This window comes from Erythrobacter sp. GH1-10, from assembly GCF_045363165.1.
GTDB lineage: Bacteria > Pseudomonadota > Alphaproteobacteria > Sphingomonadales > Sphingomonadaceae > Erythrobacter.
The window spans coordinates 1,547,170-1,573,470 of record NZ_JBJFLP010000001.1; the positions used below are offsets into that span (position 1 = coordinate 1,547,170).

The window sequence follows — 26,301 nt, forward strand, 5'->3', positions numbered from 1 at the left end:
TGGGGCCTTAGCTCAGCTGGGAGAGCGCAACACTGGCAGTGTTGAGGTCAGCGGTTCGATCCCGCTAGGCTCCACCATCGAACCGATAAAGCCGGACTTTCCGTCGAGGAATTCCGCACGCTGGCCGACGAGGTTTCGTCCGCCGGCGTTTTTCGCGTTTAATACCGGTTCGTCGAACCGGTGAGGAGTTGAAGACGATGTTTGACAATCTGTCCGACCGCCTTGGCGGCGTCTTTGACAAGCTCAAAGGCCGCGGGTCGCTCAAGGAGCAGGACGTTCGCGATGCCATGCGCGAAGTGCGGATCGCGCTGCTCGAAGCCGATGTCGCGCTCCCTGTGGCCCGCCGTTTCATCGATGCGGTGACCGAAAAGGCCGTCGGCCAGGAAGTCCTCAAATCGGTCAAGCCCGGCCAGCAAGTCGTCAAGATCGTCCATGACGAGCTTATCCGGACGCTCGGCGGCGATCCCGACGATCCGCAAAATGCGCTGGGCGGGGAGGGGCTGATCCTCGAAGCCAAGCCCCCGGTCGTCATCATGATGGTCGGCCTGCAGGGCTCGGGTAAGACCACCACGACCGCCAAGCTCGGCAAGTTGCTGCGCGAGAAGCATGGCAAGAAGGCGATGATGGCGTCGCTCGACGTGAACCGCCCGGCAGCGCAGGAGCAGCTGGCGGTGCTCGGCGAGCAGACCGACGTTGCAACCTTGCCGATCGTGGCAGGCCAGCAGCCGGTAGACATCGCACGCCGTGCGATGGAGGCTGCGCGCCTCCAGAATTTCGATGTGTTGCTGCTCGACACTGCAGGCCGCCTGCACGTCGACGAAGCGTTGATGGCCGAGATGAAGGCCGTCGCGGGAGTTTCCGCGCCGACCGAAGTGCTGCTGGTTGTCGACAGCCTCACCGGGCAGGACGCGGTCAACGTGGCCAAGAGCTTTACCGACGAGGTTCCGCTCACCGGCGTGGTTCTCACCCGGATGGACGGCGATGCGCGTGGCGGTGCGGCGCTTTCGATGCGCGCGGTCACGGGCAAACCGATCAAGTTCGCAGGCACCGGCGAAAAGCTCGACGCGATCGAACCTTTCCGCCCGGGCTCGGTCGCCGACCGCATCCTCGGAATGGGCGATGTCGTCAGCCTCGTCGAAAAGGCGGCGGCGACGATCAAGGAAGAAGAGGCCGAGCAGCTCGCCCGCAATTTCGAGAAGGGCAAGTTCGACCTCAACGACCTGCGGATGCAATTGAAGCAGATGCAGAACATGGGCGGGCTTGGCATGCTGGCGGGCATGATGCCCGGCATGAAAAAGGCGAAACAGGCGATGGCGCAGGCCAATATGGACGACAAGGTGCTCGTCCACATGGATGCGATCATCGGCTCGATGACCCCCAAGGAACGCGCACATCCGGGCCTGATGAATGCCAAGCGCAAGAAGCGCGTCGCGGCGGGCAGCGGGACCGACGTCCAGACGGTCAACAAGCTGCTCAAGATGCACCAGGAAATGGGCCGCGCGATGAAGCAGATCAAGAAGATGGGCGGGCTGAAAGGCCTTGCCGCCATGTTCGGTGGCGGGATGCCCGGGATGGGCGGCCCAGGCGGCGGCGCGGGCGGTATGCCCGGCCTCGGTGGTCCCGGTGGCGGAATGCCCGGCGGGCTTCCCGGCCTCGGTGGACCAGGCCCGAAGAAATGATTTTCTAGAAACTACAATGATTCAAACGTTTAATCTCGAAAGGTAATACCAATGGCAGTTGCAATCCGGCTTTCGCGCGGCGGCGCCAAGAAGCGTCCTTACTACCGCATCGTCGTGGCCGACTCGCGTTCGGCGCGTGACGGCAAGTATCTCGAGCAGATCGGGACCTACAACCCGCTGCTCGCGAAGGACGACGAGAACCGCGTGAAGCTCGACGAAGACCGCGCCAAGTACTGGCTCGGCGTCGGCGCGACCCCGTCCGACCGTGTCCTGCGTTTCCTCGACGCGGCGGGCATCATGGAGCGCACTCCGCGCAACAACCCGCAGAAGGCCGAGCCGGGCGAAAAGGCCAAGGAGCGCGCCGAAGAGAAGGCTGAAAAGGCCAAGGAAGCCGAGGAAGCGGCAAAGGCTGCGACCGAAGCCGAGAACGACGCAACCGGTTCGGCCAAGTCGGAAGAGACCGCAGAGGCCGTGGCCGACGCTGTCGATGCCGACGCTCCGGCAGAAGAAGCCGCTGCGATTGCCGAACAGACCGCAGAAGGCGGCGTGCCGAACGAGCAGGCCGACGACACGGTTGGCGAAGAAGCCAAGGCCGACGAAGCCGAAGAAAAAGCCGAGTAAGCCCGCGGCATGCCCGAGCAACGCGATGCGCGCCGGATGGTGGAACTTGCCGCCGTTACCGGCGCGCATGGTGTTGCGGGAGAGGTGCGCCTCAAACTGTTCGGCGAGGGCGTCGAGGCGCTCTCCGCGCACGCCAGCTTCAACGCCAAAGAGACCGGGCGCGCGTTGACGCTCAAGAAAGTCCGCTCGGACAATAAGGGCGGCGCGATCGCCCGCTTTGCCGAGATCTCCAATCGTAACGAGGCCGAAAAGCTGCGCGGGACGGTGCTCACCGTCTCGCGCGACGACCTGCCTGCGCTCGGGGAAGGCGAGTATTACCACGCCGATCTGATCGGCCTTACAGCGACGACCGAGTCGGGTGAGCCGCTCGGTACCGTGATCGCGATCGAGAATTTCGGTGCGACCGACATCGTCGAAATCGAAAAAGCTCCGCCGCCCGAAAAAGGGCAAAAAACCTTCATGGTCCCGATGACGCCGCAGGCCGTAATCGAGTGGGACGCTGAAAGGCTTGTGATCGCGACCGAATTCGCTGAAGACTGAGCGGCATGATCGAGACCGTCGCCGTCCTGCTCCTTCTCGCCATCAGCATGGCGATGGCGACACTCGGCGCGGTCCTGCTGGTGCGATTTATCATTCCCGGGGCAGGTCGGCGGGCTCGGATACTTTCTGCCGCAGTCCTCGGACCCGGCCTGGTGATGCTGCCAACTCCCCTGTTCACCCTCGACGGGCCGAACGAATGGCTGCCCTTCTTGCTCGGCTTCATGGCAGTCCTGATCGGCGTTTGCGCCGTCATCGGTTGGCCGATCTCGCACATCGCCACGCGCAAGCTCGATCGCTTGACGCACTTCGACGTGGGAACCTTTGAATGACCAAGCTCTCCGTCGCTATCTGCCAGGCCGCACCTATTCCGCTCGATTTTGCGGGCGGGATCGAGAAGGCCACTGGGCTTGCGCGCGAGGCGATCGAGCGCGGGGCGCAGTTTGTCGCGTTCGGGGAGACGTTCCTGGGCGGCTATCCGCTGTGGCTCGATGAAGCTCCCGGAGCGGCTTTGTGGGATCATCCGGGGACCAAGGCGCTCCACGCGATCATGCTCGAACAGGCGATCGTCGCGAATGACGAGCGGCTGCTTCCGTTGCAGGAGCTGTGCGACGAAACCGATGCCTGCATCTCGATCGGCGCGCATGAGCGCGTGCGGCAGAGCCTCTACAACAACCAGTTGCTGCTGCGCCCCGGCGCAGCGCCGCTAGACCACCGCAAGCTGGTGCCGACGCATGGCGAGCGGCTGATCTGGATGCGCGGCGACGGCTCGACGCTGGGCGTGCACGAGGCCGAATGGGGCCGGGCGGGCAACCTGATCTGCTGGGAACACTGGATGCCGCTCGCCCGCGCGGCGATGCACAATCTCGGCGAATGCGTGCACGTCGCCGCCTGGCCGACCGTGCGCGAGGAATATGCGCTCGCCTCACGGCATTATGCGATGGAGGGGCGGTGCTTTGTGCTGGCGGCAGGGCTGGTGCAGCACCGCGATGATCTGTTTGACGGTCTGGAGCGGGTTGGTGGAAATGCAGAGGCTAAAGCGCTGTTGGATTGCATCGAGGGAGTGCAGCTCAATCGCGGCGGCTCAATGATCATCGCCCCTGATGCGCGGGTGATGGCGCAGGCGGGTGAGGGTGAGGAAATCCTCCACGCCGAACTGGACCTGAGCGAAATCGGACAGGGGCTGGCGAGCCTTGATACCGACGGCCACTATTCGCGGCCTGATGTGTTCGAACTCAATGTCGATACGCGGGCGAAGGGTGGGGTGAATTGGGGTTGATGCACATTTTTCTCGCCCTGATCCTTGCGCCTATACTCTTTGTGGTTGCCTTCGGCGCGACCAAGCGACTGGTGCTTGAAGGGGCAATTGCACATTTCTTCATGGTCTGCATTTTTGTCCCGTTTCTCTTTGCGGCTGGAACGCTATGGGCGACAAGTCCTGAAGCGCCGACAGAACATGATGTCGAATTGATTGCTGCGGGTCTGATGGCTGACCCCGGTCCAGCGTCATTCGTGTTTTGGGCGGAAGTCTTCGGGATACCGATTGTTTCTTATATCTTGATGTCGATCCCTTTGTTCTTCTTCGCGAGGCGCCGGGTTTTCGAATGACCTTCGCCGCCACGCACACACCGCTCATCCTGAGCTTGTCGAAGGATTGCACTTCACTTTTTCAGACGGTGCAGAAAAGAAAAACGGTCGTTGGGACTTCGTCCCAGCTTCGCTTCCGCCAAGCTCAGGACGAGCGGAGATCTTGAGCTAAGTCACGACCTTCGCCGCCTCCATCCCTTTACATAACTAATGAGTAATATAACCTGTCGGCGATGGATGATTCGCTCGACCAGTCCTTTGCGGCGCTTGCCGACCCTACGCGGCGTGCGATCCTTGCGCGGCTCGCCGAGGGCGAAGCGACTGTCGCCGAACTCGCCGAGCCCTTCGCGCTCAGCCAGCCTGCCATCTCCAAGCATCTCAAGGTGCTCGAGCAAGCGGGGCTGGTCGAAACCGGAATCGCAGGAAAGACCCGGCCGCGCCGGTTGAAGCCGCAGGGGCTCGAACAGGCGAGGGGCTTTATCGAACATATGGCATCGTTCTGGCCCGATCGTTTCGACCGGCTGGATGCCTTTCTGAAGGCGGCTGACAAGGGGGAATAGCAGCATGGCGGACGTCCCGGTTTTCATGATCTCGCGGATTTTCGAGGCACCGATCGAGCAGGTGTTCGATGCCTGGGCCGATCAGGAGAAGATGGCGGCGTGGTCGGGTCCTCCAGGTGCAAAACTCACGCCGCTTTCGGGGGAGATCGAGGAGGGGTCGGTCATGCACACCCGCTCCGATCACCCGGAGATGGGGACAACCTACACTCTGGCGCTGTGGCGCGAGGTCAAGCCGCCGAGCCGCATCGCGTGGGAGCAGAGCTTTGCCGACGAAGCGGGTGACAAGATTAGACCGTCCTTCTTTCCGCACTGGCCGCTCACCCTGCTGACCGAGGTGGATTTCGAGAGCATCGATAGCGGGACCCGGATCACGCTCACATGGACGCCGATCGAGGCGACGCCCGAAGACATCGCCGAGTTCGAGCGGCAAATGGGCTCGATGAAGATGGGCTGGGGCGGCAGTCTCGACAAGCTCGCCGAGATGCTCGCGGCGTCATAGGGGGTTGCCAAGCAGGCCAAGTCTGGCGAGGGGCAAGACCATGACCTTCGCCGCAACGATCCTGACGCTTTATCCGGAAATGTTTCCCGGGCCGCTGGGTGTGTCGCTCGCCGGCAAGGCGCTCGAGCGGGGGGATTGGTCGTGCGAAACCGTCCAGATCCGCGACTTCGCAACCGACAAGCACCGCACTGTCGATGATACGCCCGCGGGCGGCGGCGCGGGAATGGTGCTCAAATGCGATGTGCTGGCAGCGGCTTTGGACAGCGTCCACCCACCCAAAACCGCTCATGCTGAGCCTGTCGAAGCATCGCACATTTCTTCGGAAAAGAAGGACAGTCCTTCGACAAGCTCAGGACGAGCGGGTGCTGTGCCAGTATTGGCAATGACCCCGCGCGGGAAGCCGATCACGCAGGCGCGCATTCGCGAAATCGCCAGCGGCCCCGGCGTCACGCTTCTGTGCGGCCGGTTCGAGGGGTTCGACGAGCGCCTGTTCGAGGCCCGACCCGAGATCGAACAGGTCAGCCTCGCCGATATCGTCCTTTCCGGCGGCGAACCGGCGGCTTTGGCGATACTTGACGCTTGCATTCGGCTGCTTCCGGGGGTAATGGGCGCGCCCGACAGCGGAACCGAAGAGAGCTTCGAAAACGGGCTCCTCGAATATCCGCAATATACCCGACCTCAGGTATGGGAAGGGCGCACGATCCCCGAAGTGCTGCGATCGGGGGATCATGCGAAGATCGCTGCTTGGCGAAAGTCGAAGAGCGAAGAGATTACACGGTTACGCAGGCCGGACCTTTGGGAACGCCATAGTGGCGTTCGGGACCAGTCTGCCTCTGGCGCGCGGCGAAAAAACAAGGAACCGGACCAGTGAACCTGATCCAGCAAATCGAAGCCGAAGAAATCGGCAAGGTCGAAAAAGAGATTCCCGAATTCCGCGCGGGCGACACCGTGCGCGTCGGCGTGAAGGTGAAGGAAGGCAACCGCGAGCGTGTGCAGATGTTCGAAGGCGTCGTGATCGCCCGCTCGAACCGCGGCATGGGCTCCAACTTCACCGTCCGCAAGATCAGCTTCGGCGAAGGCGTTGAACGTGTGTTCCCGCTCTACTCGCCGATCCTCGACAGCATCACCGTGGTGCGCCGCGGCGTCGTGCGTCGTGCGAAGCTGTATTATTTGCGTGGCCGCACCGGTAAGCGTGCGCGTATCGCCGAACGTCGCGACAACGCTCCGAAGGGCGAATAAGCCCCTTCCGCAAGAGTCCATTCAAAAGGGGCGGTCCTCATGGGGCCGCCCTTTTTCGTTGGCCTCTTGCCATTCTCTTTCGTCATTGCGAGGAGCGATAGCGACGAAGCAATCCAGCGTCGGAACTGGATTGCCGCGCCACCTGTTGGTGGCTCGCAATGACGAAAATGAGGGGCGATCCTTGAAATGCGTATCCCGCTACTTGCCGCCGCTGTGGCACTTTTTTCTAGTTCCGCATTTGCCGACGATCACGCGATGAGCGAACCGCAGGAGCTTACCTTCGAGCGCGTCTTCGCTTCGCCTTCGCTCAACGGGCCCTCGCCGCGACAGGCCAAGCTTTCTCCCGATGGACGCTATCTCACGCTGCTCCGCAACCGCGAGGATGATCGCGAGCGTTACGACCTCTGGGGCTTCGACATCTCGACCCAGGAATGGCGAATGCTGGTCGATAGCGAAGCGCTGGGCACGGGGCGCGAGCTTTCCGAAGATGAGAAAATGCAGCGCGAGCGCGCGCGAGTGGGCAACCTGAAGGGCATCATCAGCTACCAGTGGGCGAGCGACGGATCGGGTGTGCTCGTACCGCTCGACGGCGATCTTTATTTCGCCAAGCTCGACGGCACGGTCCAGCGCCTGACCGACACCGAAGAAACCGAGCTCAATCCCAAGCTTTCAAGCAAGGGCGGCTACGTCTCGTTCGTTCGCGATCGCCAGCTCTGGGTCGGCGAAGTGGGCGAGGCAGCCGCTCCGATCACACCCAAGGAAGGGGAAACGATCCGCTGGGGCGAAGCCGAATTCGTTGCGCAGGAAGAAATGAGCCGGATGGACGGCTATTGGTGGGGGCCGAACGACCAGCGCATCGCGGTCCAGCGAACCGATGAAAGCCCGGTGGGGATCGTCACCCGCGCGGCCATCGGCGCAACCGGAACCAAGGTCTTCGACCAACGCTATCCGGTCGCGGGATCGGACAATGCCATCGTCGAACTCTACGTGATGGATCCCGATGGCGGGAACCGGGTGAAGGTCGATCTGGGCGACGACACCGACATCTATGTTGCGCGCGTCAACTGGGGGCCTGACGATTACCTTTATGTCCAGCGCCAGAATCGCGAGCAGACCGTGCTCGACATGCTCAAGGTCGATCCGGCAACCGGTGCAAGCGAAGTGTGGTTCACCGAAAAGGCCGCACGCGAGGATTACTGGATCAACCTCAGCAACAATTACCGCTTCCTGAAGGACGGGAGCTTGCTGTGGTGGTCCGAGCGGGACGGTTTCGGCCAGTATTACCGCTTCAAGGATGGAGAGTGGCTGAAGCTCACCAGTGGGAACACCCACAAGTTCGATCTGGTTGGGGTCAACGAGAGCGAGGGAGAATTCTTCTACACAGTCGCCACCGGCGATCTGACGCGCCAGATTCGTAGCAGTCCGCTTGATTACCTGAGACGTCCGGCCACCATCACCAAGAATGGTTACGATCACAGCGCGTCGATGGATGGCAAGGGCACGGTGCTCTACATCTCGCGCTCGAGCGTGAACCAGCCAACCCAGAGTTATCTTGCCAGGACCAACGGAGAGCGGATCACCTGGGTCGAAGAAAACGCGCTCGATGCCGATCATCCTTATGCGCCCTATCTCGCCAGCCATGTCGAACCGGAATTCGGCACGGTCGAGGCCGAGGACGGCACCGAGCTACACTGGATGATGTACAAGCCGGAAATGGAACCGGGCAAGCAGTACCCAGTGCTCTATTACCATTACTCGGGCCCCGGCCCGCAGACGGTAGACAAGGGCTGGGATGGCGCGCTGGCGCAGGCGGTGGTCGACAAGGGCTATATCTGGTTCGTGCTCGACGGACGCGGCTCGGCCAATCGCGGGGTCGATTTCGAGCAGCCGATCTATCGTGCGATGGGTGGGGTCGAGGTGCGCGACCAGAAGGTCGGCGCCGAGTATCTCAAGACGCTCGATTTTGTCGATGGCGACAAGATTGCGCTCTATGGCTGGTCGTATGGCGGCTACATGACGTTGAAGCAGCTTCAGGCCGATCCGGGGCTATACGCCGCGGGTATCTCGGGCGCGCCGGTGACCAAGTGGGAACTCTACGACACCCATTATACCGAGCGATATATGGGCGACCCGCGCGAAGTGCCCGAGGCCTATAAAGCGGCGAGCGCGATCCCCGATGCGACCAAGATCAGCGATCCGCTGCTGCTGATCCATGGCATGGCGGATGACAACGTGGTGTTCGAGAACTCCTCCGAACTGATCAGCGTGCTGCAGGAAGGCAATGTCCCGTTCGAGATGATGCTCTATCCCGGCTACACCCACCGCGTGGCCGGCGAGAACATCAGCCCGCACCTGTGGAACACGATCTTCCGCTTTCTCGAGGCACACGGGGTAACCCCGCCGGAATAGGTATTCCGGTTGCGTTCACGCATCGCATCGCTATCTCGGCGCGTGAACATAATCAGGAGTATGTGAATTGGGTTACCGGGTGGTCATCGTCGGCGCGACGGGCAATGTCGGGCGCGAAATGATGCAGATCCTCGCCGAGCGCGAGTTTCCCTGCGACGAAGTCGCAGCGGTCGCTAGCGGGCGTTCGCAGGGAACCGAAGTCGAATTCGGCGACACCGGCAAGATGCTCAAGTGCAAGAATATCGAGCATTTCGATTGGGCGGGCTGGGACATCGCGCTGTTCGCGTGCGGCAGCGAAGCGACCAAGATCTATGCACCCAAGGCTGCGGAAGCCGGGTGCGTCGTTATCGACAACAGCTCGCTTTACCGCATGGAGCCCGACGTTCCGCTTATCGTGCCGGAAGTGAACCCCGATGCGATCGACGGCTACACCCAGCGCAACATTATCGCCAATCCCAACTGCTCGACTGCGCAACTGGTCGTGGCGCTCAAGCCCTTGCACGACGCGGCGACGATCAAGCGCGTCGTCGTCTCGACCTATCAGTCGGTTTCCGGTGCGGGCAAAGCGGGCATGGACGAGCTGTTCAACCAGAGCCGCGCGATTTTCGTCGGCGACCAGATCGAACCCGCCAAATTCACCAAGCAGATCGCCTTCAACGTGATCCCGCATATCGACGTCTTCCTCGACGATGGATCGACCAAGGAAGAATGGAAGATGATGGTCGAAACCAAGAAGATCCTCGACCCGAAGATCAAGCTCAACGCCACCTGCGTGCGCGTGCCGGTGTTCGTCGGTCACTCCGAGGCGGTGAACATCGAATTCGAGAACGAACTCAGCGCCGAACAGGCGATGGAAATCCTGCGCGAGGCGCCGGGTGTGATGCTAGTCGACAAGCGCGAGGACGGCGGATACGTCACCCCCGTCGAAAGCGCGGGCGACAGCGCCACCTACATCAGCCGCGTGCGCGACGATCCTACGGTAGAGAATGGTCTGGCCCTGTGGTGCGTGTCGGACAATCTGCGCAAGGGCGCGGCGCTCAACGCAGTGCAGATCGCCGAATTGCTCGGTCGCAGGCATCTCAAAAAGGGCTGAGGTTCATGCGGTCAATCGCTCTGGCACTCGCGGTAATCTCGCTCGGCGCCTGCGACAGCGGCGATGTTCCGCCTCCCGGGCAGGAGCCTTTGCGCGCCAGCACACCGCAGGTGGCGGCCGACGAAGTCGTGCTGCGCGGCGAGGGGCTCGTTGCCGGTGCCGAAGCTTTCTACTTCGCAGCGGGCGAGAACGAAGTGCGCACGGCGCTTGCCGGGGTCCTTGGCAAGGCCGAGAGCGATGCGTCCAACGACGAATGCGGCGCGGGCCCGATGACCTTTGTCGGCTATCCCGGGCGGCTGACGGTGAATTTCCAGGACGGACGACTGGTCGGCTGGACCCTGTTCGAAGGGGGCGACAGGATCAGCGTGGAATCCGACATACAGGTCGGCACGCCAAGCGATACGGCCGTAGAGGTCGACGGGTTCACCCGTGTTGACGACAGCACGTTGGGAGAGGAATTCTCCATCGGACCCAATATCGGCGGATTCATCGAGGCGGACAAAGTCAGCATGCTTTATGCCGGGACGCAGTGCTTTTTCCGGTAAGCCGCGCTAAACAGCGGTCATGACACTCAGTGCCGATCTCTTCTTCAGCTTCCGCTCTCCCTATTCCTACCTTGCCGTCGGGCGGTATCGCGCGATGACCGAGGAGCACGACCTCGACATCACGCTGCGCACCGTTTGGCCGATCGCGATCCGCGATCCCGATATTCTTTTCACAGGCAATCCCAATGTCGGGAGATACATCTTCATCGATGCGGCACGATCGGCGCAAATGCTCGGCATCCCATATCGCTGGCCGCGACCCGATCCGGTGGCGCAGAACCTGGCCACGCGCGAAATCGCAAAGGATCAGCCGATCATCCGCCGTGTTTGCAGGTTGGGACAGGCTGCGACGCGCCGTGGCAAAGGGCTGGCATTCGGCGACGAGGTTTCCAAGATCATCTGGTCGGGCACGGTCGATGACTGGCACGAAGGCGATCATCTCGCGAAGGCAGCGGCCCGTGCGGGGCTCGACCTGGCTGAACTCGACGCCGAGGCTATTTCGGATGCCGGCGCGCTCGATGCCGAGATTGCAGCCAATCAGGATGCGCTCGAGGCTGCCGGGCACTGGGGCGTGCCGACACTGGTGTTCGAGGGCGAGCCTTTCTTCGGACAGGACCGGATCGAGATGGCGAAGTGGCGGATGGAACAAAAGGGGCTGGCGAAACGGTGAGCGGAGACGAATTCACCGGAGGATGCCAGTGCGGTTCCGTGCGCTATCGCATCCGCGCCGATCATCTTACCGCCTATGCTTGCCACTGCCGCGAATGCCAGAAGCAATCGGCCAGCGCCTTCGGCATTTCGGTTCCGGTGATGCTTTCAAGCCTCACGATAGACGGGGAAACTGCAAGCTGGCGCCGACCGACCGACAGCGGATCTCACACCATTTGCCACTTCTGTGCCCAATGCGGCAGCCGGGTTTACCACGCGAGTGAAAATCGGCCTGGCATGGTCACGATCAAGGGCGGTTCGCTCGATTGCGCGGTCGATCTCGAACCGGTCGCGCATATCTGGACGCGCAGCAAACAGCACTGGGTCGTCCTGCCCGATGGCGTGCCGCAATGGGAAACGCAGCCGCAGAGCCAGTCGGAATGGATGGAGTTGCTCTCATGAGCGAACTGACCACCGCATCCTTCGCCTCCTTCGACGGGACCGAGCTCGCGATTCACCGCCAGGGTGCGGGCCGTCCTGTCCTTTTGCTGCATGGCCTGTTCTCCAGCGCCGACATGAACTGGATCAAATGGGGGCATGCCAAGCGTCTTGCCGAGGCGGGTTTCGAAGCGATCATGCTCGATTTTCGGGTCCACGGCGACAGTGCCTCGCCAACCGATCCGGCGGCCTATCCCAAGGGCGTGCTGGTTCGCGATGCCGCGGCGCTGGTCGAGCATTGCGGCCTTGAGGATGGTGCGTACGATCTCGTCGGGTTCTCGCTCGGCGCGCGCACCGCGATCCATGCCTGCGCGACCGGCGTCCTTCATCCCCGCCGTCTTGTCGCCTGCGGCATGGGAGTCGCCGGGCTCGCCGAATGGGAACGACGCGCCACCTTTTTCAAGCGCGTGATCGACGAATTCGACACCATCGAGCGCGGCGATCCGGCCTATCTTTCGCGCCAGTTCCTGAAGTCGCAAGGGGTCGACCGAGTGGCGGCGCGGCTGCTGCTCGATGCGTTCGAGAATCTCGATCCGGCCATGCTTGCGAATATCGACATCCCGACGCTCGTGCTGTGCGGTGACAAGGACGAGGACAACGGTTCGGCCGAGGAGTTGGCTGAGCGCCTGCCGGACGCAATCTACCAGACGGTCCCTGGCGCGCATCTGGACAGTGCGACCAAGCCGGAACTGGGCGAAGCCATCGTGGAATATCTATCCAGAGCATGAGCACTGAGCGCAAGTTCTGGATCTTCTGGTTGGGCGGGCTCGCAATCTTCGCGCTGGCGCGCATCCCACACGCGCCTCTGGCGATTCCGGAGGTGCCTGGCGGCATTCTCGATCACCAGGCGGCGGGCTCCGCTCAAGCGGTCGACCGGATCCAGGCGGCGTGGCGCGCTGCAGGCCTCCGCGACACTGCGATCTTCGCCATGTGCCACGACCTCGTATTTATCGGGATTTACGGGCTGGGAAGCTTCTGGGGCGGGCGGATGTTTGCACAGCAGATGGATCGCGCACTGCTCGTCCGAATTGGGCAGGTCGTCGCGATCGCGGCAATCGTGTTCCTGATCACCGATTATGTCGAAACGGGGCTTCAGCTGGTGCAATTGCTCCGGGAAAGCGGATCGGACTGGATGGCTGGCACCGCCGCCATAATGCAGCCGGTCAAGATCGTTGCGTTTCTGGTGACCTTTTTCGGTATCCTGACCAGCCTCGGCATTCGTCGATTTTCGCGCCCACCGGCTTGATTAAGCCCCGTCACAGGTTCAATCGGCTACATCATCACGACACAGAACAATCCAAGAGGTTCGTACCCCATGAAATTCGCTTCCACCGCGCTCAGGACATCGATCGCCGCGCTCGCCGTTTCGCTTGCTTCCGCTCCGGCACTTGCTGACGGTCATGCCGAACCAGTCGTCGAGGAAACTGCCGAAAACGAGTTTCCGCTGACCCCGCAGGGCGCGGCTGATTTTGTCGCGGCAGCCGAAGCCGAGATGCGCGAATTTTCGGACATCTCCGCGCATGTCTATTGGCTCAACGCAACCAACATCAATTACGACAGCAACCAGCTCGCCGCGAAATACGGAGCCGATGCGACGCTGATGAGCGTCCGCTTCGCCAACGAGGCGGCGAAATATGCCGCGGTCGAGGGTCTCGATCCCGAAGTCGCACGCAAGCTCGACATGCTGCGTAACGGCATCTCGATGCCCGCGCCATCGCGCGACGGCGCCGCGGAAGAGCTCTCCGCCATCGCGACCAAGCTCGGTTCGGATTACGGCAAGGGCAAGGGCACGCTCAATGGCGAGCCGATCAACGGCTCGGACATCGAAGCCGAAATGGGCAATCTCGAACGCACGCCGGAGGAACTCTCCGAAATGTGGGCGAGCTGGCACGACAATGTCGGCGCGCCGATGCGCGAAGACTACACCCGTATGATCGCCATCGCGAACGAAGGTGCCGAGGAGTTGGGCTTCGACAATGTCGGCACGATGTGGCGTTCGGGCTATGACATGACGCCCGAAGAGTTCGCTGCCGAAACCGAGCGGATGTGGCAGGAAGTGAAGCCGCTTTACGTCGCGCTCCACACCTATGTCCGCCGCAAGCTGAACGAGAAGTACGGCGACGAGGTCCAGCCCGCCACCGGGCCGATCCGCGCCGATCTGCTCGGCAATATGTGGGCTCAGGAGTGGGGCAACATCTATCCGCTCGTGGCGCCCGAAGGCGCGGGCGATATCGGATACGACCTCACCGAGCTGATCCAGGAAAAGGACCTCGACGCAGTCGAGATGACGAAAGTCGGCGAACAGTTCTTCTCGTCGCTCGGCTTCGAGCCGCTGCCTGAAACCTTTTGGGAGCGCAGCCAATTCACGAAGCCGCGCGATCGCGAGGTCGTTTGCCACGCATCCGCATGGAACCTCGACAATGTCGACGATCTGCGGATCAAGATGTGCATCAAGCCGAACGCGGATGACTTCATCACCATTCACCACGAACTCGGCCACAACTACTATCAGCGCGCCTACAACCAGCAGGATTACCTCTACCTGACGGGCGCGAATGACGGCTTCCACGAGGCGATCGGCGATATGATCGCGCTGTCGATCACGCCCGACTACCTCGTGCAGATCGGCATACTCGATGAAAGCCAGGTGCCTAGCGAGGACAAGGATATCGGTCTGTTGCTGCGTCAGGCGATGGACAAGGTTGCCTTCCTGCCGTTCGGCCTGCTGGTCGACCGTTATCGCTGGAGCCTGTTCGACGGTTCGGTCGCGCCGGAGGATTACAACACCGCCTGGACCGAGCTGCGCACCGAGTATCAGGGCATTGTCCCGCCGGTCGAGCGGCCCGAAGGCGCCTTCGATCCGGGCGCGAAGTACCACGTGCCGGGTAATGTCAGCTACACGCGTTACTTCCTCGCGCGGCTGCTGCAGTTCCAGTTCTACAAGGCTGCGTGCGACACCGCCGGTTGGGAAGGGCCGCTGCACCGTTGTTCGTTCTACGGCAACGAGGAGGTCGGCAAGAACCTCAACGCGATGCTCGAAATGGGTGCATCCAAGCCGTGGCCCGATGCGCTCGAAGCTTTCACGGGTGAGCGCCAGATGACCGGCAAGGCGATGGTCGAATATTTCGCCCCGCTGATGGACTGGCTCGAAGAGCAAAACGAAGGACAGGAAGAGGGTTGGTAATGAAGCGTTTCGCACTCCCGATAGCGCTTGTGCTGCTCGGCGCCTGCGCGCCGGGGGGCGACGCTTCCACCGCCTCCAATCCGGTCGCATCTAGCGACGTGACCGGCACGCTGTTTGTCGCCAACAAGCGCGGCAACACGCTATCGAAGATCGACCTCGTAACCGGCGAGGAGGTCCTGCGCCTCGACAGCTGCACCAATCCGCACGAGCTGGCGACGTCGCCGGATGGCGACCATGTCGCGCTCGCCTGCTATGGCGGGACCACGGTCGATATTTTCCGCACCGGCGACCTCGGCAAGGTCGCGAGCATCGATCTCGGCGAGAATGCCCGTCCGCATGGGATCGTATGGCACGCCAATGGCGATCTTTATTCGACCGCCGAGGGGCGCCAATCGATCTTTTGGATCCGCGATCCGCTGGGACAGCCGCAGACTTTCGAATATTCGACCGGCAAGCAGGGCAGCCACATGCTGGTGGTCGATCCAACAGCGACCGTCGCGTGGACAACCGATCTCGGGTCGAAGACGGCCACCCGGGTCGCGATGAAGGCGCGGATCGCCCCGATCTCGGTTTCGGTCGGTGAGGAACCCGAAGGCATCGCGCTCGCTCCGGATGGTTCCGCTCTCTGGGTTTCCGCCCGCGGTTCGAACCAGGCGTTCGAACTCGATCCGGGAACGATGGAAGTCCTGAGTACGATCGACACGGGCGCTTTCCCCCTGCGTCTCGCGATCCGTCCGCAGGGCGACGTGGCGGTCACTTCCGACCTCGCCGACGGCGGCTTGACCGTCATCGATCTCGAGACTGCCGAAGTCGTTCGGTCAATCGCCGTTTCCGGCCCCGAAGAAGCACAAGAGCGCTTTCAAGTAACAATCCTGTGGTCGGACGATGGCGAGCGCATTTATGTCGCCGAGACCGCCAGCAACACCGTCGCCGAGGTGGATTATGCCACCGGCAAGGTCCTGCGTCGATTGCCGACAGGCGAGGGCGGGGACGGGATGGCGATCCTCCCTTGAGCAAAACTCGCAAGGATCTTCCCGCAGTCGGCTGGCGCGAGCGCGTCAGCCTGCCCGGCCTTGGCATCAGCGAGATTCCCGCGAAGATCGACACCGGCGCGCGCACGTCTTCGCTGCACGGCCACGTGATCGAAACCTTCGAGCGGGGCGGCAAGACTTTCGTGCGTTTTTCGGTCGACTGGGACGATATCGAGATGGAGTGCGAGGCGGTGCAGGTTGACACGCGCGGCATCACCAGTTCGAATGGGAAGACCCAGCAGCGCTATGTCATCAAGACCCCGCTGCGGATCGGAGACACCGAATTTCGTGCGGAATTCAGCCTTGCCGACCGATCCGACATGAAATTTCCGATACTTGTCGGGCGGACTGCGCTAAGACGCCGGTTCGTGGTCGACAGTGGCAATTCCTGGCTGCAATCGCGCGGCTGAGACCGTGCATCAGACATCCAATTCAGCGCCGGAGACAGAACCGGCAGAGGATATAATATGAAAATCGCAATGCTCGCCCGGAATCCGAAGCTCTATTCGCACCAGCGCCTGAAAGAGGCGGCGGAACAGCGCGGGCACGAGCTCGATATTCTCAACACGACGCGCTGCACGGTGCATATTGCGAGCCATCGCCCGCAGGTATTCTACAACGGCGAGCCGATGGTCGGATACGACGCGATCATCCCGCGCATCGGCGCGTCGATCACGAATTATGGCCTTGCGATCCTGCGGCAGTTCGAAATGCGCGGCTGCTGGCCGCTGAACGAAAGCGTCGCGATCGGGCGCAGCCGTGACAAGCTGCGCAGCATGCAGATCCTTGCCAAGCACGGGATCGGCCTGCCGCTCACCGCTTATGCCAACGATCCGAAGCAGGCAGAGGAGATCATCAAGGCAGTCAACGGACCTCCTGTGGTCATCAAGCTGCTCGAAGGCACGCAGGGCATCGGGGTCGTGCTCGCCGAAACGATGTCGAGCGCGAAGTCGGTGATCGAGGCGTTTCGTGGGGCGAACGTCAATATCCTTGTGCAGGAGTTCATCAAGGAAGCGGGCGGAACCGACATCCGCGCGCTGGTGATCGGCGGCAAAGTGGTCGCCGCGATGAAACGCACCGGCGCGGCGGACGATTTCCGCAGCAACCTGCACCGTGGCGGGAGCGCCCAGCTGATCAAGATCACGCCCGAAGAACGCTCGACCGCCGTACGCGCCGCAAAGCACATGGGACTGAACGTTTGCGGCGTGGACATGCTCCGCAGCAACCACGGCCCGGTGATCATGGAAGTGAACTCGTCGCCCGGTCTCGAAGGCATCGAGAAGGCGACCGAAAAGGACATCGCCGGAATGATCATCGATTACGTCGCGGCGAACGCCAAGGCAGGCAAGACGAAGACGAAGGGGAAGGGGTGAAGCTGTCCTCGGGGCTTTCCGAATACCTCCGCAAGATTTCTGATGATATCCGCGCGGTAGTCGCACAAGACCTTGTCGGGCTCTATCTACACGGCTCGATCGTCCAGGACGATTTCCGACCGGGCACAAGTGATATCGATGTTCTAGGCGTCGTTTCCGGAGCGCTTAGCGACTCTCAGCGATCGGATCTGGCTTCGCGCGTGGTGCAACATGAACCACCAGATCGTGCTGCGGAGCTTGAACTCATTCTGTGTCCGGCCAGTGCCTGTAGCAAACCGATACTCGAATTCCCGTTCGAGTTTGCACTTTCGACGGGTGCAGGCGCGCACGCGGGGAGCGAGCCGCCGGGAACGGCCAGAGATTTGTTGATCGATGTTTCCCAGTGCAGACAGCAGGGACAGCGGCTTTTCGGGCCACCCCCATATGAAGTGCTCGGGCCGGTGCCGCTCGGTCTTCTGCGCAAAGCCCTGTTTGCGGAAATGCATTGGCATTTGGGTGATATCGCTGGTGGATCAGCGACCTCGCTCACCAATGCCGTTCTAAACGCCGCAAGATCGCATCACGCTGCGCGAACCGGAGAAATTGTGTCCAAGAGCGAGGGTGGTCGACTGTGGCTTGAGCGAGCGCCGTCGGATGGCATGGTCGCCGACGCGCTTTCTCACCGCACCCGCGGCGAAGCGGCGGTTCTGGATCAGAAGCAAGTGCACGATTTCGTGAGCCGTACGGCGGCGGCTATCGAAGAGCTACGCTCCGAGGATCACATTACCTGAACGGCGGCTCGTTGAATGCCCTCAGCTTGCGCGAATGCAGGCTGTCGCCTTCGTCGCGCAGGCGCTTGCAGGCCTCTAGCCCGATCTGAAGGTGCGCGGCGATTGCTTCTTCGTAAAACTTGTTGGCCTGTCCGGGCAGCTTGATCTCGCCGTGTAGCGGCTTGTCCGAGACGCACAGCAGCGTGCCGTAGGGAACGCGGAAGCGATAGCCCTGAGCGGCGATCGTCGCGCTTTCCATCTCCACCGCGATCGCCCGGCTTTGCGAAAAGCGCTTGGCGCTGGTCGAGTAGTGCAGCTCCCAGTTGCGATCGTCGGTGGTGACGACGGTGCCTGTGCGCATGCGCTGCTTGAGGTTGGCACCTTGCACGCCTGAGACCTCTTCGGCAGCACCTGCGAGCGCCAGCTGCACTTCGGCGATCGGCGGGATCGGGATCTCGGGCGGGAGCACGGCGTCGAGCACGTGATCGTCGCGCAGATAGGCGTGAGCAAGCACGAAGTCGCCGATCTTCTGGCTCGAACGGACGCCGCCGCAGTGGCCGATCATCATCCAAGCGTGGGGGCGAAGCACGGCAAGGTGATCGCAGATCGTTTTCGCGTTGGAGGGACCGACACCGATATTCACCAGCGTGATGCCTTTCCCATCCTCGCGGATGAGGTGATAGGCGGGCATCTGGTGCTTGCGCCAAGCCGTGTCGTTCAATTGCGCCTGCGCGTTGTCGGTGCATTCGTCGATATCGAGCCCGGCCGCACCTTTGAGCGAGGTATATCCTTCTCCATCGCCTTTGGACGAGATCTGCTGCGCGCCCCAGTTCACGAACTCGTCGACATAGCGGTGGTAGTTGGTGAACAGGATGAAATCCTGGAAATCCTCGACCCGCGTGCCGGTGTAGTGCGCGAGGCGTGCGAGCGAGTAATCGGTGCGCAGCCCGTCGAACAGCGAAAGCGGCATGTCGCGGCCCTCGTGGAACTCGATCCCGTCCGCCAGCTCGTCGCCGATCAGGGCAAGGTCGGTCGAGGGAAAGTATTGCGCGATCTCGGTCGGTGCGATCCCGACCATCGCTGCGCCCGCATCGCCATCGAGGACGTAAGGAAACGGAATTTCCTGCCGCGACCGTGTCACTGCCACATCGATCTCGTATTCGTCGCCGATCAGCGCCAGCTGCTCTTTGAGGTAAGGCGCGAACAGATCGGGCCGCGTGACGGTGGTGGTATAGGTGCCCGGCATCTCGAGGCGTCCGAACGCGCGACTGCGATCCTGCGGCTCCCCGACACCCGAATAATGCAGCGTCAATTGCGGATAGGCATAGCTGCCGTCTTCGCGCTTGCGCTCCGGCGGAACCGTGAAGTCCCGCCCGAACGCGATCACATCGGCGCGCAGGGTCGATACCGCGTCGTCATAGTGGCGTTGCAATTCGTCGATGATGTCGGAGATTGGGGTCATTCGGTGATCCTTATTGTTATTGTTTTGTGTTGCAAGGACAGGTCGCCGCGCAGCGTTCGGAGATTGTTACAGAAAGGGCGCGAAAGTCTCTCGACCCCGCGCCCTCTTGTGTCTCGTGCGAGAAACCTCGCGAAGAACGAGCCTTAGGCTTGGTCTTCCTTGGTTTCTTCGTCTGCCGCAGCATCGTCAGCGGGAGTTTCCTCTTCCGGTGCTTCGGTTGCAGCGATGGAATCCGGCATGGCTTCTTCGGCGGCTTCGATGTTCTCGATTGCCGCTTCTTCGAGCATCTCGGCCGGGATTTCGCCGGGTTCGAGGTTCGGATCGATGCGGTTGGCAGCAGCCGCGTCTTCGAGTTCCTTCTGCTCTTCTTCGAACAGCTGCGCCAGAACGTCGACGCCCTGCGACTGCAGTTCGGCTTCGTCATCCGAACGGGCGACGTTGGCCTTGACGGTGACGTGCACTTCCGGGTGCAGAGCGACGGTCACATCGTGCATGCCGATCGACTTGATCGGCGCGCCCATGATGACCTGCTTCTTGTCGATGTCGTGGCCCTTATCGTTGAGGCCGGCGACCATGTCGCGCACGTTGACCGAACCATAAAGCTGGCCGGTGTTAGAAGCGGCGCGGATGAGGATGACCTCTGCACCTGCAACCTTTTCGCCCAGCTTTTCGGCTTCGGTGCGCTTCTCGGCGTTTTCCTTTTCGAGGCGTTCGCGATTGGCTTCGAAGACCTTCTTGTTGGCTTCGTTGGCGCGCAGGGCTTTCTTCTGCGGGAGCAGGAAGTTGCGGGCATAACCGTCCTTCACGGTGACGACGTCACCGATCGTGCCGAGCTTCTCGATACGTTCGAGGAGAATGATATCCATTTTCTGTCTCCTCTTACTTCACGATGTACGGCAGCAGGCCGATGTGACGGGCGCGCTTGATCGCCTTGGCGAGCTCACGCTGCTTCTTTGCAGATACGGCGGTGATGCGCGACGGCACGATCTTGCCACGCTCGGACATGAAGCCCTGGAGCAGGCGCACGTCCTTGTAATCGATCTTGGGAGCGTCCTTGCCGGAGAACGGGCAGGACTTGCGGCGGCGGAAAAACGGGCGAGCCATTAGTCGTCTCCTCGGTCGGAGCGACGCTTACGGTCGCGTTCGTTCTTGCGCATCATCACGCTCGGGCCTTCTTCGTGTTCGTCGACACGGATGGTCATGTAGCGGATGACGTCTTCATTGATACGGGTCTGGCGCTCGAGTTCCTCGACAACGGTGCCCGGGGCATCGATGTTGAGCATCACGAAATGTGCCTTGCGGTTACGGTCGATCTTGTAGGCGAGGGACTTGAGGCCCCACGTCTCGGTCTTCGTAACCTTGCCTTTGTTCGCTTCGACGATTTCGGTCGCCGTGGCCGCCAGCGCGTCTACCTGGGCCTGCGAGAGGTCCTGACGCGCGAGGAAGATATGCTCGTAAAGAGCCATCTCGCGTTCCTTTCAATTGCTGCCGATCGCTGGCTTGTCCGTCCGGATGACGGGGCCCCTCCGGCTTTCTTCAACACCGCTTCCAACAAAGCGGATGCGCGCACATAGCGAGTTTGGCCGGTAATGCAAGGCTTGTCAGGCGGGAACGCACGGGGCACGGGGCGGTTGGGATTTCAGGAATTGAGGGGATCGGTGCCGTGCCATCAGGTTTAGTCGCGCTGCTTGACGATGTGTCGGTGATCGCCCGTGCGGCTGCGGCTTCGGCGGACGATATCACCGCTGCAGCCGGGCGCGCCGGGTCGAAGACCGCCGGTGTTGTGATCGACGATGCCGCGGTTACGCCGAGCTACGTCACCGGGCTCACGCCAGCGCGAGAGCTGCCGATCATCTGGAAGATCACCAAGGGCAGCCTTTTCAACAAGCTGGTTATCCTGCTGCCCGGGGCAATTCTGCTTTCCGAATTCCTGCCGTGGTTGATCATCTGGATACTGATGATGGGCGGCGCTTTCCTGTGCTACGAAGGCGCTGAAAAGGTGATGGAAAAGCTCGGAGCAGCAAAGCACGGCAAGACCGTCGAAGACACGATCGAAGACCCGGCCGAATTCGAAAAACAGCGCGTTTCAGGTGCTATCCGCACTGACCTTATCCTCTCTGCCGAGATCATGGCGATTACGCTCAACGAGCTAAACCTGGATGTATGGTGGGAGCGCGGCATTGCGCTTGCCATCGTCGCGATCGTGGTGACCGTTGTGGTCTACGGCGTCGTGGCTCTGATCGTGAAGATGGACGATGTCGGCTTGCACTTGACCGAACAGGACACCAGTTTCGAGCGGAGTCTAGGGTGCTTTCTGGTGAACTCTGTGCCCAAGCTGCTCACCTTCCTGTCGGTGGTCGGAACAATCGCGATGCTTTGGGTCGGGGGCGGGATTATCGTCCACGGCACCCACGAAGTCGGATTCGACCTGCTGTACGATATCGCGCACGGCGCAGAATATGCGGTGAAGAACGCCACCGGAGCTCTCGCAGGCACGCTGGGCTGGGCGACCTATGCCGCTGTGTCGGCGGTCATCGGGCTGACGCTCGGCGCGGTCATCGCCTTCGTGCTGCACAAGGTCTTGAAGTTCGAAGGCGCGCACTGATGAGGGAAAGGCCAGTTCTTTACACTTGCGCGCGGTCGAGAGGGTTGCGTGCAACGTGGGCGGCGGAAGAGGCGGGCGTGGATATCGACCTCAAGATCCTCCCCTTTCCCCCGCGCTACCTTGCGCCCGAATATCTCGAGATCAACCCGCTGGGCACTGTGCCGCTGCTGCTCGACGGCGATGCGCGTATGACCGAAAGCTGCGCGATCGCGCACTATCTGGCGACCAAAGACGGCTACACCGATCTCGCCATCGCGCCGGGCGAACGGGATTACGCGGAATATTGCGACTTCACCTACCACGCCGATGCCACGATCACATTCCCGCAGACGGTCTATATGCGGTTTGCGATCTTCGAGAAGGAGAAGGGCTGGGCAGAGGCGGGCGAGGCCTACGCCAAGTGGTTTCACAAGCGCCTGGTCAAGCTCGAGCAGCGTCTCGAGGGGCGAGATTTCCTTTGCGCCGACCGGTTCACCGTTGCCGATATCTGCTGCGGGTATGCTCTGATCCTTGCCCAGAGCGTCGGTCTCGATGAAGGCGTGCCCGATAGCCTGAAAGCGTACAGAGAGCGACTGACGGGTCGCGAGGCGTACCAGAGAGCGTTCGAACGCGAAGAAGAGGGGCGCAAGGCGCTGGAGGCGGACTAGGCTGCTTGATCGGGTGTGACCGGACGCTCCGAAAGCTCGCGACGCAGCAATTTCCCGATCGGATCGCGCGGAAGGGCATCGACGAATTCGATGTAACGCGGGCGCTTGTATCCTGCGATTTTCCCCTTGAAGCGCTTCGTAATCTCTTCCCGGGTCAGCTTCTCGCCCGGCTTCAAGACGACGAATGCCTTCACCGCCTCGCCCCATTGCTTGTCGGGGACCCCGCAGCATCCGGCATCGGCCACCTCGGGCATCTCGGCGAAGACCGCGTCGACTTCCGCCGGATAGACGTTCTCGCCGCCGGTCTTGATCAGCTCCTTGGCGCGGCCGAGCAGGTAGCCGAGGCCCAGCTCGTCCATCGTGCCGAGATCGCCAGTGCGCAGCCAGCCGTGGCCCAGCGCCGACTCGGTCGCCTCCTTGTTGCGCCAGTATCCCAGCATCACCGAGGGACCGCGAAGACAGATTTCGCCTTCCTCACCGGGCGGCAGCGGGTTGCCGTCGGGATCGAGGATCGTCATTTCGACGTGCGGCATCGGCCAGCCGATCGAGCGCGGGTGCTCGCACATGTCGGGATAGTCGATAAAGGTTGCAAAGCCGCACACCTCGGTCTGGCCGTATCCGCCGACGACGCGCGCGTCCCAATCCTGCTCGATGAATTCGTAGATCTGCGGGCGACCCATCCCGGCACCGCCAGTGTAGTTGGTGAGCGGCATCACCCCGTCTCGGATTGGTTCCATCGCAGCCCAAGGAAAGCAGATCGTCGGGAAGGCGCTGGTGGTCGTGCAGCGCTCGCGGTGGAGCAGATCGAGTATCGCTGCGCTGTCGTCGTCGCGGCCTGCAAACACGCTGGTCCCACCGCAGGCGAGCATGGCTGCGACCTGCTGCATGCCGACGACGTGGAACAGCGGATTGACCGACAGCAGGCGCTCTTCACGGGTGAAGCCGCGGCGCACACAGAAGCCGAGCGCCGAGGACGCGACCGCGCTGCCCGCTTGCAGGCACCCCTTGGGCTTTCCCGTCGTGCCGCTGGTGTACATCATGTAGAGTGGTCGATCGGGCGCGAGGTCGGGGATCGTTTGCGCCGGATGGTCGCGGCTGACGATGCTTTCGAACGCGCTGTCCAGATCGTGCGCTTCATCGACTTCGATCACCTCGCCCGCGTCGGCCTCGGCCAGCAGGTCCACAAAGCGCGGGTTGGCGAAAGTCAGCGTCGGTTCGGCATTCCCCGCGATCCACGCGATCTCTCCGGGCGCAAGGCGCCAGTTGAGCAGCACGGCAATCGCGCCGATCCGTCCGCAAGCGAGGAGCGCCGTCATGAACGGCGCGCCGTCGGTCAGCAGGATCGCGACGCGGTCTCCCGGGCCGATTCCCTTGGCGAGCAGCCAGCAAGCCATGCGGCCAACTCTCCGATCGAGATCGGCGTAGGTCAGTCGCTGCGCGCCATCGACAGTCGCTTCGCGGGCAGCGTAGTGCGAGGCGCATTGGCGCAGCAGTGTGTCCATCGAGAAATCACGGGCATGCATGAGCTTTTGCTTATCCCGAGTGGCGATTGCACTCCATCAGCGAATGTGATGGCTCATGACTGTCGCGGCGGGGCAAGCTGTTCGCCGCATTTGCCGCACACCCGGTTGGGCCAAGGGACGACGAATATACCGCGGAAGAACAGGTTCTTGCCGCAAGTCGGGCAGTTGAAGCGCAGCATAGGGGCATTGGCGGCGACGAGCCCGACGATTGCGAGCGCAAAGGCGATGGTCGAGTGGCCGTAGAAGCGATCGACCACCAGCACGAACAGGATCGACAGCATGAGTGCCCCGAGCATCCGCCATGCGTGTTGAGAGGCAAGGGCGTATACCGTCACGTCAGACTATCGAGAATCGATCGGGCGAATTCGCTGAGCGTATCGTCGCGTGCGCCCATGATGACGATCCGGTCGCCCGGCCGGGCTAACTCTACGATCCGCTTGCCGCAGTCTTTGCGCGCTGCAATGTGCTCGGCCCTGCCTCCTTGACCGGCGATCAGGTCGACGATCCGCTCGCTTCCCTGGCTGCGATCCACCGTGCCGCCGAAATAGACCGGGTTGCACATGACCGTCACATCTTCGGGGCCCAGTTCGGTCGCGAAGGTCTTGGCAAGTTCATCACCCATTTGCCGCAGCGGCCCGTAGCCATGGGGCTGGAAGAACGCGATTACGCGGCCCGGTGTCGATTTGAGCGTACGGAGCGTCGCCGCGCACTTTTCCGGATTGTGCCCGAAATCGTCGATCACGGTGATGTCGGTCTCGGTCGTGCCGACAATATCGAACCGCCGGGCAAGGCCCTTGAAGGAACGCAGGGCAAAAGCGGCCTTGTCGATCCCGATCCCTGCCGCATTGACCGCTGCAATCGCTGCCAGCGCGTTCGAGAGGTTGTGCATGCCCGGCATCGGCAGCGTCAGTGGAGCGATCATACGGGTTTCGTTGTCCACTATTGCAGCGCTGATTTCGAAAGCGGCTTCTTCGATCGACCCCTGTTCGACCGTGATATCGGCGTCCTTCGTCTCGATCCCGAAACTCACGCAGTTCGCTGCACGCCCGGCGAGGGCGCGGGCATCGACGTTATCGAAATTGACCACCGCGCAGCCGGACTTGGCAAGATAGTCTCCGAACAGGACGCGCAGTTCTTCGATGCTCTTGTGGTCGAGGCTGACGTTGAGCAGCACGCCGATCGTCGGACGATAGAGCGCGATCGAGCCGTCGCTTTCATCGACCTCGCTCACAAACACCCTCGGTGTTCCCACGCGTGCGCTGGCGAAGGGGTTTTCGCTGCTGACGAAATTCTTCATCACCGCGCCGTTCATTACGGTCGGATCGTAATCCCCCTGCGAGAGAATCCACGCGATCATGCCGGTCACGGTCGATTTGCCCGATGTGCCAGCGACCGCGATGGAATAGCCCGCCTCGTTGAAAAGCGATGACAGCAGTTCCGCCCGGCTCATCCGCTTGCAACCCAGCTCACGGGCGCGGACGACCTCGGGCACGGTATCCTCTACCGCTGCCGACGCGACGAGGATCTGATCGGCCGAGGTGATCCCGCTGCCGTCCTGCGGAAACAGCGTGAAACCGTTGTCGGCCAACCACTGGAATTTCTCGGGCGTACGCCCCTGATCGCGGCTGCGATCGGAGCCTGCGACCTCGTGGCCGTACCCACTCGCGATCTGGGCCAGCGGCAGCATCCCCGAACCGCCGATCCCGCAAAAGAAAAACGGCCGCCCTGTCAGGTCCGGCCTTTCGATCCCGTCTTCCATAGGAAACACGGTTATTGGCTTGCACCGGCACTGACAAGCGACATAGGTGTGTC

At 61.9% G+C, this 26,301-nt stretch carries 31 protein-coding genes and 1 tRNA gene; 25 read left to right on the plus strand and 7 right to left on the minus strand.

Going from position 1 to position 26,301, the window contains the following annotated elements; genetic code table 11:
• Position 1: 1 nt before the first annotated feature.
• The 23 genes from ACI5KX_RS07635 (at position 2) to ACI5KX_RS07745 (ending at position 18,273) form a co-directional block, all read left to right on the plus strand.
• Positions 2–77: transfer RNA gene (locus tag ACI5KX_RS07635), tRNA-Ala, on the plus strand.
• 120 nt (positions 78–197) lie between these two features.
• Positions 198–1,679 carry a signal recognition particle protein gene (ffh, locus tag ACI5KX_RS07640; RefSeq protein WP_406810073.1) on the plus strand — a complete coding sequence of 494 codons (1,482 nt, stop codon included), beginning with the start codon at positions 198–200 and terminating at the stop codon, positions 1,677–1,679.
• Positions 1,680–1,730: 51 nt separating this feature from the next.
• The gene (gene rpsP, locus ACI5KX_RS07645) at positions 1,731–2,300 is read left to right on the plus strand and encodes a 30S ribosomal protein S16 (RefSeq protein WP_406810074.1); all 570 of its coding nucleotides are present in this window, start codon (positions 1,731–1,733) and stop codon (positions 2,298–2,300) included.
• 9 nt (positions 2,301–2,309) lie between these two features.
• Positions 2,310–2,840 carry a ribosome maturation factor RimM gene (gene rimM, locus ACI5KX_RS07650; protein WP_406810075.1) on the plus strand — a complete coding sequence of 177 codons (531 nt, stop codon included), beginning with the start codon at positions 2,310–2,312 and terminating at the stop codon, positions 2,838–2,840.
• Between the two features lie 5 nt (positions 2,841–2,845).
• Positions 2,846–3,169, plus strand: a complete 324-nt coding sequence (locus ACI5KX_RS07655) for a hypothetical protein (RefSeq protein ID WP_406810076.1) — start codon at positions 2,846–2,848, stop codon at positions 3,167–3,169.
• The gene (locus ACI5KX_RS07660; RefSeq protein WP_406810077.1) at positions 3,166–4,116 is read left to right on the plus strand and encodes a carbon-nitrogen hydrolase family protein; all 951 of its coding nucleotides are present in this window, start codon (positions 3,166–3,168) and stop codon (positions 4,114–4,116) included. The genes ACI5KX_RS07655 and ACI5KX_RS07660 overlap by 4 nt, the downstream gene beginning before the upstream one ends.
• Positions 4,116–4,445: a hypothetical protein gene (locus tag ACI5KX_RS07665; RefSeq protein ID WP_406810078.1), complete on the plus strand. Its 330-nt coding sequence runs from the start codon at positions 4,116–4,118 to the stop codon at positions 4,443–4,445. The genes ACI5KX_RS07660 and ACI5KX_RS07665 overlap by 1 nt, the downstream gene beginning before the upstream one ends.
• 212 nt (positions 4,446–4,657) lie before the next feature.
• Positions 4,658–4,984, plus strand: coding sequence for an ArsR/SmtB family transcription factor (locus ACI5KX_RS07670; RefSeq protein WP_406810079.1), 327 nt, complete (start codon positions 4,658–4,660; stop codon positions 4,982–4,984).
• 4 nt (positions 4,985–4,988) lie between these two features.
• Positions 4,989–5,483, plus strand: a complete 495-nt coding sequence (locus ACI5KX_RS07675) for an SRPBCC domain-containing protein (protein WP_406810080.1) — start codon at positions 4,989–4,991, stop codon at positions 5,481–5,483.
• A 40-nt stretch (positions 5,484–5,523) separates the two neighbouring features.
• On the plus strand, positions 5,524–6,354 hold the full coding sequence (gene trmD / locus ACI5KX_RS07680; RefSeq protein ID WP_406810081.1) for a tRNA (guanosine(37)-N1)-methyltransferase TrmD: 831 nt from the start codon (positions 5,524–5,526) through the stop codon (positions 6,352–6,354).
• Positions 6,351–6,722, plus strand: a complete 372-nt coding sequence (gene rplS / locus ACI5KX_RS07685) for a 50S ribosomal protein L19 (protein WP_406810082.1) — start codon at positions 6,351–6,353, stop codon at positions 6,720–6,722. Before trmD ends, rplS begins: the two co-directional genes overlap by 4 nt.
• A gap of 186 nt (positions 6,723–6,908) precedes the next feature.
• Positions 6,909–9,131, plus strand: coding sequence for a DPP IV N-terminal domain-containing protein (locus tag ACI5KX_RS07690; RefSeq protein ID WP_406810083.1), 2,223 nt, complete (start codon positions 6,909–6,911; stop codon positions 9,129–9,131).
• Between the two features lie 67 nt (positions 9,132–9,198).
• On the plus strand, positions 9,199–10,224 hold the full coding sequence (locus ACI5KX_RS07695) for an aspartate-semialdehyde dehydrogenase (RefSeq protein WP_406810084.1): 1,026 nt from the start codon (positions 9,199–9,201) through the stop codon (positions 10,222–10,224).
• A 5-nt stretch (positions 10,225–10,229) separates the two neighbouring features.
• Complete coding sequence (locus ACI5KX_RS07700; protein ID WP_406810085.1) at positions 10,230–10,769, plus strand: aspartate-semialdehyde dehydrogenase; 540 nt, start codon at positions 10,230–10,232, stop codon at positions 10,767–10,769.
• A 19-nt stretch (positions 10,770–10,788) separates the two neighbouring features.
• Entirely contained in the window at positions 10,789–11,439 is a 651-nt protein-coding gene (locus tag ACI5KX_RS07705) for a 2-hydroxychromene-2-carboxylate isomerase (protein ID WP_406810086.1), read from the plus strand.
• The gene (locus tag ACI5KX_RS07710) at positions 11,436–11,879 is read left to right on the plus strand and encodes a GFA family protein (RefSeq protein ID WP_406810087.1); all 444 of its coding nucleotides are present in this window, start codon (positions 11,436–11,438) and stop codon (positions 11,877–11,879) included. The genes ACI5KX_RS07705 and ACI5KX_RS07710 overlap by 4 nt, the downstream gene beginning before the upstream one ends.
• Complete coding sequence (locus ACI5KX_RS07715) at positions 11,876–12,643, plus strand: alpha/beta fold hydrolase (protein WP_406810088.1); 768 nt, start codon at positions 11,876–11,878, stop codon at positions 12,641–12,643. Before ACI5KX_RS07710 ends, ACI5KX_RS07715 begins: the two co-directional genes overlap by 4 nt.
• Positions 12,640–13,161, plus strand: coding sequence for a hypothetical protein (locus tag ACI5KX_RS07720; protein ID WP_406810089.1), 522 nt, complete (start codon positions 12,640–12,642; stop codon positions 13,159–13,161). The genes ACI5KX_RS07715 and ACI5KX_RS07720 overlap by 4 nt, the downstream gene beginning before the upstream one ends.
• 69 nt (positions 13,162–13,230) lie before the next feature.
• Entirely contained in the window at positions 13,231–15,099 is a 1,869-nt protein-coding gene (locus tag ACI5KX_RS07725; RefSeq protein ID WP_406810090.1) for a M2 family metallopeptidase, read from the plus strand.
• Positions 15,099–16,112 carry a beta-propeller fold lactonase family protein gene (locus tag ACI5KX_RS07730; RefSeq protein ID WP_406810091.1) on the plus strand — a complete coding sequence of 338 codons (1,014 nt, stop codon included), beginning with the start codon at positions 15,099–15,101 and terminating at the stop codon, positions 16,110–16,112. Before ACI5KX_RS07725 ends, ACI5KX_RS07730 begins: the two co-directional genes overlap by 1 nt.
• Positions 16,109–16,540 carry an ATP-dependent zinc protease gene (locus tag ACI5KX_RS07735; RefSeq protein WP_406810092.1) on the plus strand — a complete coding sequence of 144 codons (432 nt, stop codon included), beginning with the start codon at positions 16,109–16,111 and terminating at the stop codon, positions 16,538–16,540. Before ACI5KX_RS07730 ends, ACI5KX_RS07735 begins: the two co-directional genes overlap by 4 nt.
• Before the next feature lie 57 nt (positions 16,541–16,597).
• On the plus strand, positions 16,598–17,503 hold the full coding sequence (gene rimK / locus ACI5KX_RS07740) for a 30S ribosomal protein S6--L-glutamate ligase (protein WP_406810093.1): 906 nt from the start codon (positions 16,598–16,600) through the stop codon (positions 17,501–17,503).
• On the plus strand, positions 17,500–18,273 hold the full coding sequence (locus ACI5KX_RS07745) for an aminoglycoside adenylyltransferase domain-containing protein (protein WP_406810094.1): 774 nt from the start codon (positions 17,500–17,502) through the stop codon (positions 18,271–18,273). Before rimK ends, ACI5KX_RS07745 begins: the two co-directional genes overlap by 4 nt.
• Here the strand turns inward: ACI5KX_RS07745 and ACI5KX_RS07750 are convergent.
• From ACI5KX_RS07750 to rpsF, 4 genes are all read right to left on the minus strand, one after another.
• Positions 18,266–19,714 (minus strand): AMP nucleosidase, encoded by a 1,449-nt coding sequence (locus ACI5KX_RS07750; RefSeq protein WP_406810095.1) that lies wholly within the window; start codon positions 19,712–19,714, stop codon positions 18,266–18,268. The two genes, ACI5KX_RS07745 and ACI5KX_RS07750, sit on opposite strands and share 8 nt — an antisense overlap.
• A gap of 143 nt (positions 19,715–19,857) precedes the next feature.
• The gene (rplI, locus tag ACI5KX_RS07755) at positions 19,858–20,580 is read right to left on the minus strand and encodes a 50S ribosomal protein L9 (RefSeq protein ID WP_406810096.1); all 723 of its coding nucleotides are present in this window, start codon (positions 20,578–20,580) and stop codon (positions 19,858–19,860) included.
• A 13-nt stretch (positions 20,581–20,593) separates the two neighbouring features.
• Entirely contained in the window at positions 20,594–20,818 is a 225-nt protein-coding gene (gene rpsR, locus ACI5KX_RS07760) for a 30S ribosomal protein S18 (protein WP_007164455.1), read from the minus strand.
• On the minus strand, positions 20,818–21,180 hold the full coding sequence (gene rpsF / locus ACI5KX_RS07765; RefSeq protein ID WP_406810097.1) for a 30S ribosomal protein S6: 363 nt from the start codon (positions 21,178–21,180) through the stop codon (positions 20,818–20,820). Before rpsF ends, rpsR begins: the two co-directional genes overlap by 1 nt.
• A 197-nt stretch (positions 21,181–21,377) precedes the next feature.
• On the opposite strand from rpsF, the gene ACI5KX_RS07770 reads away from it, so the two are divergent.
• Both ACI5KX_RS07770 and ACI5KX_RS07775 read left to right on the plus strand, forming a co-directional pair.
• Positions 21,378–22,319 carry a DUF808 domain-containing protein gene (locus ACI5KX_RS07770; RefSeq protein WP_406810098.1) on the plus strand — a complete coding sequence of 314 codons (942 nt, stop codon included), beginning with the start codon at positions 21,378–21,380 and terminating at the stop codon, positions 22,317–22,319.
• Positions 22,319–22,966, plus strand: a complete 648-nt coding sequence (locus ACI5KX_RS07775) for a glutathione S-transferase family protein (protein WP_406810099.1) — start codon at positions 22,319–22,321, stop codon at positions 22,964–22,966. The genes ACI5KX_RS07770 and ACI5KX_RS07775 overlap by 1 nt, the downstream gene beginning before the upstream one ends.
• On the opposite strand, the gene ACI5KX_RS07780 is transcribed toward ACI5KX_RS07775, so the two are convergent.
• From ACI5KX_RS07780 to ACI5KX_RS07790, 3 genes are read right to left on the minus strand one after another with little or no spacing between them, the layout of a single operon-like run.
• On the minus strand, positions 22,963–24,489 hold the full coding sequence (locus ACI5KX_RS07780; RefSeq protein ID WP_406810100.1) for a class I adenylate-forming enzyme family protein: 1,527 nt from the start codon (positions 24,487–24,489) through the stop codon (positions 22,963–22,965). The two genes, ACI5KX_RS07775 and ACI5KX_RS07780, sit on opposite strands and share 4 nt — an antisense overlap.
• Before the next feature lie 53 nt (positions 24,490–24,542).
• The gene (locus ACI5KX_RS07785) at positions 24,543–24,824 is read right to left on the minus strand and encodes a hypothetical protein (RefSeq protein WP_406810101.1); all 282 of its coding nucleotides are present in this window, start codon (positions 24,822–24,824) and stop codon (positions 24,543–24,545) included.
• Positions 24,821–26,248: a Mur ligase family protein gene (locus ACI5KX_RS07790; RefSeq protein ID WP_406810102.1), complete on the minus strand. Its 1,428-nt coding sequence runs from the start codon at positions 26,246–26,248 to the stop codon at positions 24,821–24,823. The genes ACI5KX_RS07785 and ACI5KX_RS07790 overlap by 4 nt, the downstream gene beginning before the upstream one ends.
• Positions 26,249–26,301: the final 53 nt, after the last annotated feature.

Bases quoted from the DNA above. Each gene is read 5' to 3' on its own strand.
- ffh (WP_406810073.1), top strand. From the start codon at position 198: ATGTTTGACAATCTGTCCGACCGCCTTGGCGGCGTCTTTGACAAGCTC.
- rpsP (WP_406810074.1), top strand. From the start codon at position 1,731: ATGGCAGTTGCAATCCGGCTTTCGCGCGGCGGCGCCAAGAAGCGTCCT.
- rimM (WP_406810075.1), top strand. From the start codon at position 2,310: ATGCCCGAGCAACGCGATGCGCGCCGGATGGTGGAACTTGCCGCCGTT.
- ACI5KX_RS07655 (WP_406810076.1), top strand. From the start codon at position 2,846: ATGATCGAGACCGTCGCCGTCCTGCTCCTTCTCGCCATCAGCATGGCG.
- ACI5KX_RS07660 (WP_406810077.1), top strand. From the start codon at position 3,166: ATGACCAAGCTCTCCGTCGCTATCTGCCAGGCCGCACCTATTCCGCTC.
- ACI5KX_RS07665 (WP_406810078.1), top strand. From the start codon at position 4,116: ATGCACATTTTTCTCGCCCTGATCCTTGCGCCTATACTCTTTGTGGTT.
- ACI5KX_RS07670 (WP_406810079.1), top strand. From the start codon at position 4,658: ATGGATGATTCGCTCGACCAGTCCTTTGCGGCGCTTGCCGACCCTACG.
- ACI5KX_RS07675 (WP_406810080.1), top strand. From the start codon at position 4,989: ATGGCGGACGTCCCGGTTTTCATGATCTCGCGGATTTTCGAGGCACCG.
- trmD (WP_406810081.1), top strand. From the start codon at position 5,524: ATGACCTTCGCCGCAACGATCCTGACGCTTTATCCGGAAATGTTTCCC.
- ACI5KX_RS07690 (WP_406810083.1), top strand. From the start codon at position 6,909: ATGCGTATCCCGCTACTTGCCGCCGCTGTGGCACTTTTTTCTAGTTCC.
- ACI5KX_RS07700 (WP_406810085.1), top strand. From the start codon at position 10,230: ATGCGGTCAATCGCTCTGGCACTCGCGGTAATCTCGCTCGGCGCCTGC.
- ACI5KX_RS07705 (WP_406810086.1), top strand. From the start codon at position 10,789: ATGACACTCAGTGCCGATCTCTTCTTCAGCTTCCGCTCTCCCTATTCC.
- ACI5KX_RS07715 (WP_406810088.1), top strand. From the start codon at position 11,876: ATGAGCGAACTGACCACCGCATCCTTCGCCTCCTTCGACGGGACCGAG.
- ACI5KX_RS07720 (WP_406810089.1), top strand. From the start codon at position 12,640: ATGAGCACTGAGCGCAAGTTCTGGATCTTCTGGTTGGGCGGGCTCGCA.
- ACI5KX_RS07725 (WP_406810090.1), top strand. From the start codon at position 13,231: ATGAAATTCGCTTCCACCGCGCTCAGGACATCGATCGCCGCGCTCGCC.
- ACI5KX_RS07730 (WP_406810091.1), top strand. From the start codon at position 15,099: ATGAAGCGTTTCGCACTCCCGATAGCGCTTGTGCTGCTCGGCGCCTGC.
- rimK (WP_406810093.1), top strand. From the start codon at position 16,598: ATGAAAATCGCAATGCTCGCCCGGAATCCGAAGCTCTATTCGCACCAG.
- ACI5KX_RS07750 (WP_406810095.1), bottom strand. From the start codon at position 19,714: ATGACCCCAATCTCCGACATCATCGACGAATTGCAACGCCACTATGAC.
- rplI (WP_406810096.1), bottom strand. From the start codon at position 20,580: ATGGATATCATTCTCCTCGAACGTATCGAGAAGCTCGGCACGATCGGT.
- rpsR (WP_007164455.1), bottom strand. From the start codon at position 20,818: ATGGCTCGCCCGTTTTTCCGCCGCCGCAAGTCCTGCCCGTTCTCCGGC.
- rpsF (WP_406810097.1), bottom strand. From the start codon at position 21,180: ATGGCTCTTTACGAGCATATCTTCCTCGCGCGTCAGGACCTCTCGCAG.
- ACI5KX_RS07775 (WP_406810099.1), top strand. From the start codon at position 22,319: ATGAGGGAAAGGCCAGTTCTTTACACTTGCGCGCGGTCGAGAGGGTTG.
- ACI5KX_RS07780 (WP_406810100.1), bottom strand. From the start codon at position 24,489: ATGCATGCCCGTGATTTCTCGATGGACACACTGCTGCGCCAATGCGCC.
- ACI5KX_RS07790 (WP_406810102.1), bottom strand. From the start codon at position 26,248: ATGGAAGACGGGATCGAAAGGCCGGACCTGACAGGGCGGCCGTTTTTC.